Below are 12,087 nucleotides of genomic sequence, written 5' to 3' on the forward strand. Positions count from 1 at the left end.
CGTGCCGGCGATGACCGCTCGCCGTCGGCACACGACGCTGGTCCTGGAGGTCACGGAGGGTCCGTGACCGGGAAGGAACGGCCGTGTTCGTCGCCTGGCGCGATCTCCGGTTCGCTCGTGGACGCTTCGTGCTCATCGGTGCCGTCGTGGCGCTCATCACCCTCCTGGTCGGGTTCCTGGCGGGACTGACGGGCGGGTTGGCGTCGCAGAACATCTCCGCTGTCCTCGACCTGCCCGGCGACCGGCTGGTGCTGCAACAGCCGTCCGCGGGGCAGCCGTCCTTCGCCACGTCCGCGATCGGACGGGAGGCACGACACGGCTGGCGGACGGCGGCCGGCGTCGACGACGTGGTGCCGGTGGGCATCGTCCAGGGACGCGCCAGCGCTGCTCCCGCGACGTCGGGTGCCGGTGCGTCCGCGGTCGGCGTCGCCCTGTTCGGGCTGCCGCGGGGCGGCGACGGTGTCGTGGCTGCGCTGGCGCCCGCGCAGGACGACTCGGTCGGCCTGTCGGCGGCGGCGGCGGAGCAGCTCGGCGTCGTGGTGGGCGACCGCATCTCGGTCTCCGGGACCGACCACCGCGTCGCGTCCGTCGGCGGGGACGCCTGGTACAGCCACACCCCGGTCGTCGTGATGACCCCCGGTGCGTGGGCCGCTGCCGACCGCCGGCTCGGCGGCGAGGGCGCACCGACGGTGCTCGCCGTGTCCGGTTCGCCGGACTGGGGAGCCGTCGCCGCGACCACGCACACGTCCGCCACCACACCGCTCGGATCGCTGACGGCGCTCGAGACCTTCCGGTCCGAGGTCGGGTCGCTCGGTCTCATGATCGCGATGCTGTTCGGCGTCTCCGCGCTGGTCGTCGGCGCCTTCTTCACCGTCTGGACCATGCAACGCGCCGGTGACGTCGCCGTGCTCAAGGCGCTCGGAGCGAGCACCGGGTCGCTCGTCCGCGACGCACTCGGTCAGGCGCTCGTGGTCCTCGTGGCGGGCATCGGCACCGGGACGGCGCTCGTCGCGGTGCTCGGTGCGCTCGCCGGGGGCACGCTGCCGTTCCTCCTCAGCCCCCTCACCACCCTGGTACCGGGTGTCGCGATGGCCGTGCTCGGTCTCGCGGGCGCCGCGGTCGCCCTCCGCACCGTCACCGCAGCCGACCCCCTCACCGCACTCGGGAGCAACCGATGATCACCCTCGACGACGTCACCCTCACCTTCCCCGACGGCGACCGTCGCGTCACCGCGGTCGACCACGTCTCCCTCGCCGCTCCGGCCGGCAGCGTCACCGGCATCACCGGCCCCTCCGGGTCCGGTAAGTCGTCGTTGCTCGCCGTCGCCGCGTCGCTCGTCCGCCCCGACTCCGGTCGGGTGCTCGTCGGCAGCGGATCGACGGCGGTCGACGCCGCGTCGCTGTCCCGCGACGCAGCGTCGGACCTCCGCCGGGACCGCATCGGGATCGTGTTCCAGCAGTCGAACCTGCTGCCGTCGCTGACCGCGCGCGAACAGCTGCTCGTGATGGGACACCTCGGCGCCCGCGATCGTCGGGTCCCCGGCGCCCGGGTCGACGACCTGCTCGACGCGGTCGGGCTCTCGGGTCACGGCGATGCACGACCGGCGCAGCTCTCCGGGGGACAACGGCAGCGCGTCGCGATCGCCCGGGCGCTCGTGCACGACCCCGAGGTGCTGCTCGTCGACGAACCCACGAGTGCGCTCGACCAGGAGCGGGGCGGTGCCGTGATGGAGCTGATCGCCCGTCTGACGCACGAGCGCGGGACGGCGACCCTGCTCGTCACGCACGACCTCGTGCACCGGGACGCGTTGGACGACCTGGTGACCGTCGTCGACGGGCGGATCGTGACCGCGCCGGAGGGCGTGGCCGCCGCGGCCTAGGATCGACCGCATGGCGACCGTCCTCCTCGTCCGGCACGGACGCACCACCGCGAACGCGACCGGGGTCCTGGCGGGTCGCACCGCCGGGGTGGCACTCGACCGCGTCGGCCGCGAGCAGGCCGACCGGGCCGCCGAGCGCATCGCGCCGATCCCGCTCGTCGCGCTCGTCACGAGCCCGCTCGAGCGCTGCCGACAGACCGCACGCGCCCTGCTCGCCCGCCAGCAGGGCAGCCCCGACGTGCGGGTCGAACGGGCGATCACCGAGGCCGACTACGGCGACTGGCAGGGCCGGAAGCTCGCGGACCTCGCGAAGGAACCACTGTGGCGCACGGTGCAGGCGAACCCCAGCGCCGTGGTGTTCCCCGGCGGCGAGTCCATGCAGACGATGCAGTCCCGTGCGGTCGCCGCGATCCGCCGGATCGACGCCGAGGTCGAGGCGCAGCACGGCCCGACGGCGGTGTGGGTCGCCGTGAGCCACGGCGACATCGTGAAGTCCGTCCTCGCCGACGCGCTCGGCATGCACCTCGACCTGTTCCAGCGCATCGCGGTCGGTCCGGCGTCCGTCTCGGTCGTCCGCTACGGGGAACACCGGCCCGAGGTCGTCGCCACCAACACCGACTCCGGCGACCTGTCGTGGCTCGCCGCGGCACCGGCCCCCTCGGGCGACGCCGCGGTCGGCGGCGGAGCAGGACACGACGGGACCGGCGGCGGAGGCGGAGCGGACGGGACCGGCGGCGGAGCAGGACACGACGGGACCGGCTCGGCGGACGGAGCGGTCGGCAGCAGTGAGCCGGGGACCGCTCGACCCTGAACGGACGGAGCCGCACGCTCCTACAATCGGGTCATGCCCACCATCGTGCACGGCTTCGACTGGCCGGAACGTCTCGTCGTCGGGACGGTCGGCCGCCCGGGTGAACGCGCCTTCTACCTGCAGGCACGCGACGGCAAGCGGGTGACCAGCGTCGCGCTCGAGAAGGAGCAGTCCGCGGTGCTCGCGGACAAGGTCGCCGAGCTCCTCGACGAGGTCGCGACCGTCGAGGACAACCGCTTCAGCGTCCCGCCGGCGGCACCGTCCGAGCTCCGGGACGCCGCGCCGCTCGACCAGCCGGTGGAGCCCGAGTTCCGCGCGGGTGCCCTGAGCCTGGGGTTCGACCCGGCGACGGCGCAGGTGGTGATCGAGGCGTACCCGATCGAGGACGAGCTCGAGATCGTCACCGAGACGGACGAGGACGGCGACGAGGTCGAGGCCGTCGTCGAGATGCCCGAGCCCGCCGAGGTCTTCCAGGTGAAGATCCCCGTCGGCAGCGCCCGGGCCTTCGTCGAACGCACGCGCGAGGTCGTCGCTGCCGGTCGGCGCCCCGGCGACGCATGAGCGACGACGCACCCCGGTACGACGGCCCGCTGACGATCCGGGCGCGCATCCGCGAGGCGTCGAACGCCACCTTCCTCGCCGACCTCGACGGCGAGTCCGTCGTGTACAAGCCCGTCGAGGGGGAGCGTCCGCTGTGGGACTTCCCGGACGGCACGCTCGCCGGCCGGGAGGTCGCGGCACACCTGGTCTCCGAGGCCTTCGGGTGGGGCATCGTGCCGCCCACCTGGCTCGGCGACGGCCCGTTCGGCCCCGGCATGGTCCAGCGCTGGCAGGACGTCGACCCGGAGCAGGACCCCGTCGACCTGGTGCCGACCGAGGAGGCCGACGCCGAGGGCACCCCGTGGTTGCCCGTGCTCGAGGCCATCGACGAGCACGACCAGCCCGTCACGCTCGTGCACGAGGACACCGCGGCACTCCGCCGGATGGCGGTGTTCGACGTGGTGGTGAACAACGCCGACCGCAAGGGCGGGCACGTGCTCGCCATGCCGGACGGGCACCGCCACGGCGTCGACCACGGGCTGACCTTCCACGTGGACCACAAGCTCCGCACGGTCCTGTGGGGCTGGATCGGGGAGCCGCTCGACCCCGACGAGCTCGAGGGGCTCGACCGGGTGTCCGAGGCGCTCCGCGGCGACCTCGGTGTCGCGCTCGCCGAGCACCTGACCCGCGGGGAGATCGACAACCTGCGGGCCCGGTGCGCCGCGCTGCGCGCGGTCGGGATGTTCCCGCCGCCGCCCGGACACGGACCCGCCGTCCCCTGGCCCCTCTTCTGACGGACGGGAGGCGCGGCACCGTCCGGCGCCGGGGCCCACGCCGGCCGGTTCCCGGCAGACGCGCCAGCGGCTGCCGGGCCGTGCCCGGTGGGGAGCCTCCCGTCCGACGGCCGGTCGCAATCAGCCCGCCCGGTCGTCGCCGAACAGGGACGCGCCTCCGCGACGGGAACCGAGGTACGACCCGACCACGGCGACCCCGAGGTCGTCGTTCTCGGGCGCGACGACCGAGCCGTCCACCCGTCGGGCCATGGCATCGATGAACCGCGCGAGCCCGGGGTCGTCACCGAGTCGGAAGAACGTCGTCTGCGCCCCGAGCCGGCCGGCGTTCTCGAGCTCGCGGACCGTCAGCGCGATCGTCACGGGATCGGGCGGGTAGCCGAACCACACCTGGCCGTTCGGCTCGAGGTGCGAGGTCGGCTCGCCGTCCGTCACGACCAGGAGCACTGGCTGCGCCGTCGGGTGCTTCCGGAAGTGCCGGTTGGCCAGCAGCAGTGCGTGGTGCAGGTTCGTGCCCTTGTCCCACTGGGCGTCGAGGCCGACGAGTCGTTCGACGTCCATGACCTCCGCCTCGCGCCCGAAGGCGATGAGCTGCAGGTCGTCGCCGCGGAACCTCGTGCTGACGAGGGTGTGCAGCGCGAGGGCCGTCCGCTTCATCGGGACCCAGCGGTCCTCCATCGCCATCGAGAACGACGTGTCGACGAGGAGCGCCACGCACGCCTGGGTCCGCGCCTCGGTCTCCTGCACCTCGACGTCGTCGATCGTCAGGCGGACACCCGGTCCGGTGCGTCCGTCCGCCGCGGTCCGGACCAGGGCGTTCGTGATCGACCGGGGGAGGTCCCACGGCTCGGTGTCACCGAACGCCCACGGTCGGGTCGCCCCGGAGGGCTCGCCCGACGCCCCGGCGCGACGGAGGTCACGCGCGCCCTGGCGCCCCGACATCCGCTCGGCCACGTCCCTGAGCAGGCTCTTGCCGAGCTGCCGCATCGCCTTCGGGGTCAGCCGGAGGTGTCCGTCGGTGCCGCGCTGCACCGCGCCCGAGTTCCGCAGGGCCTGCTCCAACCGCTGCAGGGTCTGGGCGTCGACGGTGGCCTCGTCGCCCAGCTGACGCTGCAGGGCGTCGAGGTCGAGGTCGGCGAGGTCGGACCCGGGCCCGGACTGCGCCAGCTGCTCGGCCAGGGCGTCGAGGTCGGCGATGTCCTGGAAGACGCCGGTCCCGTCGCCGAGTCCGAGGCCCTGCTCGCCGTCCATCCGCTCGGAGCTGCCCCAGTCCTCGCCGGGGCGGAGCGCGCGGAGGGTGTCGTCGAGCTGCCCGAGCTGACCCATCAGGTCCGGTGAGCCGAACGCCTGCTGGGCGAGCGCGTCGAGCTCGTCGCGCTGCTCCTGCGTCATCGAGTTCCGCATCCGCTGCGCGGCCGCGGCTCGTGCGGCGAGGTCGTCGAGCAGCTCCTCGACGTTCTGCGGGCCGGACGGGAAGTACTGCCCGTGCTGCGCCGTGAACGCGTCGAACTGCTCCTGCGTGTCCGTGCCGCGGCGGTGGTCGTCGAGCAGCTGGTTGAGGTCGCGCATCATCGCGGACACGGCTGCGCGGTCCTCGTCGCTCGCGTTCTCGAGCGCCTGCTTCATGCCGGCGAAGCGCTGGTCGAGCACCTCGCGCCCGAGCAGGTCCTTGATCTCGTCGTACTTCTGCCGGGCCGTCGGACTCGTCCAGTCGTAGCCGTTCAGCTCCTGCACGGCGCTCGCGGGCGACGGCGGCAGGCTGTCGAGCTGCAGCTCGGCCAGGGCACGGTCGCCGTCGTCGAGGTCGACGTTCCGGGCGAGCTCACCGCGTTCGGCGAGCAGGGCCTGGTCCAGGAGCTCCCTGACCTGCTGCAGGGTGCCGTCGAGGTTGTTCCGGCTGGTGAGCTCGCGCCGCCGTTCGGCGACGCGGCGCATGAGGTCGTCGAGCCCGCGCTGGGTCTGGCCGCCGCGCCGGAGGAACTCGCGGAGGGCACGCTCGGGGGAGGTGCCGCCCATGACGTCCTCGCCGATGGCGTCGAGCGCCTCGGTCAGGTCGACCGGGGGAGCGAGGGGATCCGGTCCGCCCTCGTACTTCCCGTACCGGGCGTCGCGGGTCAGGCGGCGGTTCTGCCGGCTAGCCATAGACGGCCTCGCCGCCCCCCGACTCCTTGCTGATGCGCCGGGCGAGGAAGAGCCCCTCGAGCGCGAGCTCGATCGCGCCGGCCCGCTCGCCGTCGTCGGTCGCCCCGAGTCGCTCGCACACCTGGTCGTAGACGTCCGACTCGCCGATCGACGGGAGCCCTTCGAGGAAGGCCCGGGCGCTGACCTGCTCGCCCGTCGTCACCATCGTGCCGCCGTCGAGTGCCTCGACGAGGACGCCGAAGTCGATCCCGCGGAACCGCGAGCGGACGGTCTCGGCGGTGGCGGTGCGGAGCAGGTGCTCGAGGACCTCGTCGGCGCGGTCCTCCTCCCCGTTCTCGAACTCGATCTTGCCGCCGAGGACGTCGACCGCGGTCTCGAGGTCGATCGGCCGCGCGACCGGGTGCTCCTCGCCCTGCCGCGCGGCGCGGTGCACGGCGGCGGCGGAGATCGTCTCGGCGCCGGCGATGGCGAAGCGGGCGCTGACGCCGCTCCGCTGGTCGACGGCGCTGGACTGGCGCAGGGCGCGGGTGAACCGGGCGAGGATCTCGACCAGGGCGTCGGGGACCTCGGCGGTGAGCTGGGCCTCCTGCCGGATGACGGCGACCTCGTCGGCGAGCTCGATGGGGTAGTGCGTCCGGATCTCGGCGCCGAAGCGGTCCTTCAGCGGCGTGATGATGCGGCCGCGGTTCGTGTAGTCCTCGGGGTTGGCGCTGGCGACGACGAGCACGTCGAGGGGCAGGCGCAGCACGTAGCCGCGGATCTGCACGTCGCGCTCCTCCATCACGTTGAGCATCGCGACCTGGATGCGCTCCGCGAGGTCGGGGAGCTCGTTGATCGCGACGATGCCGCGGTGCCCGCGGGGGATCAGCCCGAAGTGGATGGTCTCGGGGTCGCCGAGACTGCGGCCCTCGGCCACCTTCATCGGGTCGACGTCACCGATCAGGTCCGCCACGCTGGTGTCGGGGGTCGCGAGCTTCTCGACGTAGCGCTCGTCGCGGTGCACCCACGAGATCGGCAGGGCGTCGCCGAGCTCCTCGGCACGGCGGGTGCTCGCGGTGGTGATCGGCTCGAACGGGTGCTCGCCGAGCTCGGACCCGGTGATCACCGGGGTCCACTCGTCGAGCAGCCCCTGCAGCGTGCGGAGCAGGCGGGTCTTGCCCTGCCCGCGCTCGCCGAGCAGCACGACGTCGTGCCCGGCGATGAGCGCACGCTCGAGCTGGGGGATGACGGTCGTCTCGAACCCGTGCAGGCCGGGCCAGGGGTCGCGGCCCTCGCGCAGGGCCTGGAGGAGATTGTCGCGGATCTCGGCGCGGACCGACTTCTGGACGTGCCCAGCAGCGCGGAGCTCGCCGACCGTGTGGATGTCAGGTCGGGTCACGGTCCGCACGCTACGCCCGCGCACCGACATGCGGACGGGAGGCGCTCGGCTCCGGAAGACGCAACCTCGGCGACACCTCGCAGCGCTGTACCGCTGCGAGGACCCGCCGACGTTGCGTCTTGCGGGAGCAGAGCGGCGGGAGCGTCAGCCGAACAGGCGGCGCGACGCGATCTCCGCACCCTCGACGAGTGCTCGGAGCTTCGCCCACGCGACGTCCGCGGCGACGAACTCGTAGCTCGCGAAGGTCGCCAGGCCGCAGTCGGTCCCGGCGACGATGCGGGTGGGGTCGCCGACGGCCTCGGCGGCCTCGACGATCCGGTTCGCCACGAGCTGCGGGTGCTCCAGGTAGTTGGTCGTGACGTCGATGACGCCCGGCACGAGCACCGCGTCGTCGGGGAGCGGCAGGTCGCGGAAGGCCGGGAACTCGTGCGCGTGCCGCGGGTTGCCGAACGGGATGCTGAAGGACCCGACCTCGGCGCGGTACAGGTGGGGGAGCAGCACGTCGACCGGGACGTCGTCCTGGTGCGGGCCCTGCCAGTTGCCGTAGCAGACGTGCAGCCGCGTCTGCTCCTTCGGGATGTTCCGCAGCGCGTGGTTGAGCGCGTCGACGTGCAGGTCCACGGCGGCCAGGAACTCGTCGAGCGACGCGTCGCCGAAGTGGATGACGCGCTCCATGGCGAGGTCCGGGGCGTCGAGCTGCAGGACGTGCCCGCGGGCGACGATCTCCTCGTACTCGACGCGGAGCTGCTCGGCCAGCGCGAACACGTACTCCCTGTGGTCGCGGTAGTGCGGGTTCTCGTCGTCGAGCAGCAGGGTCGTGGCGACGATGCCCGGCGTCGCGGCGGAGATGAAGGTGCCGGCCGGGGTGCGGCCGGCGGCGGCGTTCCGGGCGAGCTCGCGTTCGAAGCCGTCGAGGTCCTCGCGGATGCCGGCGCGCTCCTGGTCGTACTCGAGCAGCCCCTGGGCGAGCGGGGTGTCCCACACCCGGGCGAACTCTGCGCCCTCGTCGATCTGCCGGGCCTGGAACGCCGCGTACTCCGGGAACTTCACGCTGTCGAGCGTCGGCTTGCGGTGACCGGAGCCCCCGAACCCCGACAGCCGGTCGCGGATGTAGGTCGAGAAGCCGACGCGCGGGACCTCGCCGTCGTTGACGACGTCGAGGCCCGCGTCGAGCTGCGCGTCGACGGTGCGCGCGAGCACGGCGGCGATCTCCTCGCGGAGTGCCTGTTCGTCGTGGGGCTTCCCCTGGTCGCGGGCCACCAGGAGCGCGGTCAGCTCGGGCGATCGGGGGAGCGAGCCGGTGTGCGTGGTCAGGATGCGGTCGATCGAGTTCTGGGTGGGCACGTCGTCACGCTACCGACGCGGGCTGCGGCCGCGTGCGGTCGTGACGTCGCGCGTCACCGCGATCCGACGCAGACGGGAGGCACGGTGCGGGCCCGCCCCGCGCCTCCCGTCCGCGTCGCACGAGTTCCTGAATCTGTGAGGACGTAAAGCTGCGCTGGTACTGGGAACCAGCCTGGAATCTCCGGAGTACGGTCCGCTCTCGTGAGCAGCACGACGAACGGGGCGATCAAGAGCCTGGTCCCCGCCAGGATGGACAGACTGCCGTGGACGCGCTTCCACTGGAGCGTGGTGGTGGGTCTGGGGGTGTCCTGGATCCTCGACGGCCTCGAGATCCAGATCGTCTCGAACGCCGGCTTCCAGGCCGACCTCGACCTGTCGACGCAGCAGGTCACCCTGCTCGGCACCATCTACCTGGTGGGACAGGTCGTCGGCGCCCTGGTCTTCGGACGGATGTCCGACCGGCTCGGCCGCCGCAAGCTCTTCATCCTGACGCTCGCGATCTACCTCATCGGTTCGGGCATCGCCGGACTCGCCCAGGACTTCTGGTTCCTGGCGGCGTTCCGCTTCGTGGCGGGCCTCGGCATCGGCGGTGAGTACGCGGCGATCAACTCGGCGATCGACGAACTCATCCCGTCGAAGTACCGCGGGCACGTCGACATCGCCATCAACGGCACGTACTGGGGCGGTGCGGCGCTCGGCGCCTTCGCCAACATCTACCTGCTCGACACGTCGATCTTCGCCGAGAACATCGGGTGGCGCATCGGGTTCTTCCTCGGCCCGGTGCTCGGCATCGCGATCATCTTCCTGCGGCGGCACATCCCGGAGAGCCCGCGGTGGCTGATGACCCACGGACGCGAGGAGGAGGCCGAGCGCACGGTCTCCGAGATCGAGGCCTCCGTCGAGAAGTCCACCGGACACCGGCTGCCGGACGTCGACGAGTCGAAGGCCATGACCGTCACGCCGCTGGACAAGGTGGGGTTCCTGACGATCGCCAAGGTGCTGCTGAAGCAGTACCCGACCCGCACCCTGGTGGGCGCGACCATGATGATCACCCAGGCGTTCCTCTACAACGCGATCTTCTTCACCTACGCCCTGGTGCTCACGAACTTCTTCGGGCTGAAGACCGCCGAGACGGCCGTGTACTTCTTCCCGTTCGCGATCGGCAACCTGCTGGGGCCGATCGTGCTCGGCCGGTTCTTCGACACCTGGGGTCGTCGGCAGATGATCTTCCTGACCTACCTGGTGTCGGGTCTGGTGCTCGCCACCTCGGCGTTCCTGTTCCGAGCCGACGCCATCAGCGCCACCGTGCAGGTCGTGTTCTGGTGCGTCTCGTTCTTCTTCGCCTCGGCCGGTGCCTCGAGCGCCTACCTGACCGTGAGCGAGATCTTCCCGCTCGAGCTGCGGTCGCAGGCGATCTCGTACTTCTTCGCCCTCGCGCAGATCTTCGGTGCGGTCGCCCCGGCGATCTACGGTGCGTTCATCGGGGACGGGTCGTCACGTGAACCGCTCTTCTGGGGGTACCTGCTCGGGTCGGCGGTGATGATCGCCGGCGGGATCGTGGCGTTGGTGTTCGGGGTCGACGCGGCGCGCAAGGGTCTGGAGGACATCACCCAACCCTTGTCCGTCCTCACCGACGCGTCCAAGAAGTAGGATTTCGTATACGTGATGTTTAGCGCCGAGACCCTCTCGCTGGGAGGGTCTCGGCATGGCACTCCTCCACATCCCGACCCCGACCGGATCGTTCCCCTGGTCGCCCGCCCCCGGAGCACCGGGTGGTCGTCGTGCGTGACCCTGGGGCGATGGATCGGTCATCGTCCTCGGGGAACGACCGGGTCCCCGACCCGAACGGCATCCGCCGCAGCCTGCTGCGTGACGCCGTCTTCCTCAAGCTGCTCGAGAACGTCCTGCGCGGGGTCTACCGGCGGGGGCAACGGCTCCGGCTCGACGACATCGCCCGGGACATGCAGGTCTCGCGCACACCCGTCCGCGAAGCCCTCGTCCCGCTCGAGGCGCTGCGGCTCGTCAGCGTGCAGCGGTACGTCGGCGTCGTCGTCGCCCACTGGTCCGTCGGCCAGATGGTCGAGCGACTCCGGGTCGCCCGGGCGATGATCGCCGATCCCGCTCCCGGCTGCCAGGGGGCGGATGAGCAGTTCGACGCGCTCGTGCTCAGGTCCTGCCTGACCGAGGCCGGGGCGCTCGTCGAGCTCGGTGCCTGGTACCTCCGTCGGCGCGGTGCGATCGTCAGTGCCGACTGGCTCACGGCGCAGCGGGCCGTGCTCGACACCTTCTTCACGGACGACGTCGCCGTGGCGAACGGCATCGACGCCGTCGTCGGGCGGCGTGCTCGCGTGCAGCAGGTCGAACGGGCGGCTGCTGCGGCGGAGCGTGGACAGCTCGACGAGTGCGCCGCAGCGCTCGTGGGGTTGGCGGAGGACCTCATCGCGTTGCCCGACCGGTTCCGCTCCGCCGCGTGAGGCACGGTGGGGGCAGCGCCCACCGGAGAGCACCCAGAGCGGGGGCGCGGACCGGGTCCGCGCCCCCTGGTCGTCCCCGTCCGGGCCGCCGCGGTCGGGTGCGTCGGGCTCGGCAGAAGGGGGGGACGACGTCTGGTGCTGTGTCGCGGCGACGGGGGAGGTGATGCCCCCGGAACGTGATGTCCGCGTCCCGACGATGCTAGGCGTCGGGGTACGAGCGGACAAGCCCCACCTGTCCCCACTTCAGGGGACCCGGCGACCGACCCGAGGTGATCGTGTCGTGGCGGGAGGTCGAGAGGACGCTCGTCCTCCTGTATGGTGGGTCACGCGCTCGTGAGAGCGCACGGAGACGTCGCATAGTCCGGCCGAGTGCACCACCCTGCTAAGGTGGAGTCCCCTTTGAGGGGACCGAGGGTTCAAATCCCTCCGTCTCCGCAGTCGGGTAGTTGTGGAAAGTCACGGCTACCCATTGAGGAAAGTGGCGGCCGATCCGCGTCAGTTCGCGGATCGGCTCCCTCTCACTTGGATGCCGCGGCGTGACAGTTTGGCTGTCCTTCGCGGCTCTTCGCCCGTCCGGCTGCGAGCTTGGCGCGATCAATAACCTCTCGACTAGGCGCCTGATCTGGGGTTTTACGGGCGCGCGCTCGGCGATTTTCCTGGTGTGCCAGATCGGTCAGGCAGTTCGGGGTGTCGACGCCTGGCTGCGTTGGCCCGTTTCGTTGGTATCG

10 protein-coding genes and 1 tRNA gene are annotated in these 12,087 nt (G+C 72.0%); 8 read left to right on the forward strand and 3 right to left on the reverse strand.

Annotated features, from left to right (window positions below; all coding sequences use genetic code 11):
- The first annotated feature begins 83 nt into the window (after window positions 1-83).
- From Q9R28_RS15735 to Q9R28_RS15755, 5 genes are read left to right on the forward strand one after another with little or no spacing between them, the layout of a single operon-like run.
- A complete protein-coding gene (locus tag Q9R28_RS15735) occupies window positions 84-1,178 on the forward strand; it encodes an ABC transporter permease (RefSeq protein WP_209685606.1) in 1,095 nt (364 codons plus the stop codon).
- The gene (locus tag Q9R28_RS15740; protein WP_209685608.1) at window positions 1,175-1,879 is read left to right on the forward strand and encodes an ABC transporter ATP-binding protein; all 705 of its coding nucleotides are present in this window, start codon (window positions 1,175-1,177) and stop codon (window positions 1,877-1,879) included. The genes Q9R28_RS15735 and Q9R28_RS15740 overlap by 4 nt, the downstream gene beginning before the upstream one ends.
- A gap of 10 nt (window positions 1,880-1,889) precedes the next feature.
- Entirely contained in the window at window positions 1,890-2,690 is an 801-nt protein-coding gene (locus Q9R28_RS15745) for an MSMEG_4193 family putative phosphomutase (protein ID WP_081985021.1), read from the forward strand.
- 33 nt (window positions 2,691-2,723) lie between these two features.
- Complete coding sequence (locus Q9R28_RS15750) at window positions 2,724-3,251, forward strand: DUF3090 domain-containing protein (protein WP_066655829.1); 528 nt, start codon at window positions 2,724-2,726, stop codon at window positions 3,249-3,251.
- On the forward strand, window positions 3,248-4,024 hold the full coding sequence (locus Q9R28_RS15755; RefSeq protein WP_251154492.1) for an SCO1664 family protein: 777 nt from the start codon (window positions 3,248-3,250) through the stop codon (window positions 4,022-4,024). Before Q9R28_RS15750 ends, Q9R28_RS15755 begins: the two co-directional genes overlap by 4 nt.
- Window positions 4,025-4,144: 120 nt before the next feature.
- On the opposite strand, the gene Q9R28_RS15760 is transcribed toward Q9R28_RS15755, so the two are convergent.
- From Q9R28_RS15760 to Q9R28_RS15770, 3 genes are all read right to left on the reverse strand, one after another.
- Window positions 4,145-6,163, reverse strand: a complete 2,019-nt coding sequence (locus Q9R28_RS15760) for a VWA domain-containing protein (RefSeq protein WP_251154493.1) — start codon at window positions 6,161-6,163, stop codon at window positions 4,145-4,147.
- Window positions 6,156-7,571 carry an AAA family ATPase gene (locus tag Q9R28_RS15765; RefSeq protein WP_209685614.1) on the reverse strand — a complete coding sequence of 472 codons (1,416 nt, stop codon included), beginning with the start codon at window positions 7,569-7,571 and terminating at the stop codon, window positions 6,156-6,158. The genes Q9R28_RS15760 and Q9R28_RS15765 overlap by 8 nt, the downstream gene beginning before the upstream one ends.
- A gap of 114 nt (window positions 7,572-7,685) precedes the next feature.
- A complete protein-coding gene (locus Q9R28_RS15770; protein ID WP_251154494.1) occupies window positions 7,686-8,885 on the reverse strand; it encodes a cobalamin-independent methionine synthase II family protein in 1,200 nt (399 codons plus the stop codon).
- Window positions 8,886-9,134: 249 nt separating this feature from the next.
- Here Q9R28_RS15770 and Q9R28_RS15775 point away from each other — a divergent pair, with 249 nt between their 5' ends.
- The 3 genes from Q9R28_RS15775 to Q9R28_RS15785 all read left to right on the forward strand — a co-directional run bounded on the left by Q9R28_RS15775 (window position 9,135) and on the right by Q9R28_RS15785 (window position 11,794).
- Complete coding sequence (locus tag Q9R28_RS15775) at window positions 9,135-10,535, forward strand: MFS transporter (RefSeq protein ID WP_066658565.1); 1,401 nt, start codon at window positions 9,135-9,137, stop codon at window positions 10,533-10,535.
- 149 nt (window positions 10,536-10,684) lie between these two features.
- Window positions 10,685-11,359, forward strand: a complete 675-nt coding sequence (locus tag Q9R28_RS15780; protein WP_144411356.1) for a GntR family transcriptional regulator — start codon at window positions 10,685-10,687, stop codon at window positions 11,357-11,359.
- A gap of 345 nt (window positions 11,360-11,704) precedes the next feature.
- A tRNA-Ser gene (locus Q9R28_RS15785) sits at window positions 11,705-11,794 on the forward strand.
- Window positions 11,795-12,087: the final 293 nt, after the last annotated feature.

Origin of the sequence: Curtobacterium sp. BRD11 (genome assembly GCF_031844345.1) — a bacterium.
GTDB lineage: Bacteria > Actinomycetota > Actinomycetes > Actinomycetales > Microbacteriaceae > Curtobacterium.

Excerpts from the sequence above, each read along its gene's own strand:
- Q9R28_RS15740 (WP_209685608.1), top strand. The coding sequence starts at position 1,175 with ATGATCACCCTCGACGACGTCACCCTCACCTTCCCCGACGGCGACCGT.
- Q9R28_RS15745 (WP_081985021.1), top strand. The coding sequence starts at position 1,890 with ATGGCGACCGTCCTCCTCGTCCGGCACGGACGCACCACCGCGAACGCG.
- Q9R28_RS15750 (WP_066655829.1), top strand. The coding sequence starts at position 2,724 with ATGCCCACCATCGTGCACGGCTTCGACTGGCCGGAACGTCTCGTCGTC.
- Q9R28_RS15755 (WP_251154492.1), top strand. The coding sequence starts at position 3,248 with ATGAGCGACGACGCACCCCGGTACGACGGCCCGCTGACGATCCGGGCG.
- Q9R28_RS15760 (WP_251154493.1), bottom strand. The coding sequence starts at position 6,163 with ATGGCTAGCCGGCAGAACCGCCGCCTGACCCGCGACGCCCGGTACGGG.
- Q9R28_RS15765 (WP_209685614.1), bottom strand. The coding sequence starts at position 7,571 with ATGTCGGTGCGCGGGCGTAGCGTGCGGACCGTGACCCGACCTGACATC.
- Q9R28_RS15775 (WP_066658565.1), top strand. The coding sequence starts at position 9,135 with ATGGACAGACTGCCGTGGACGCGCTTCCACTGGAGCGTGGTGGTGGGT.
- Q9R28_RS15780 (WP_144411356.1), top strand. The coding sequence starts at position 10,685 with ATGGATCGGTCATCGTCCTCGGGGAACGACCGGGTCCCCGACCCGAAC.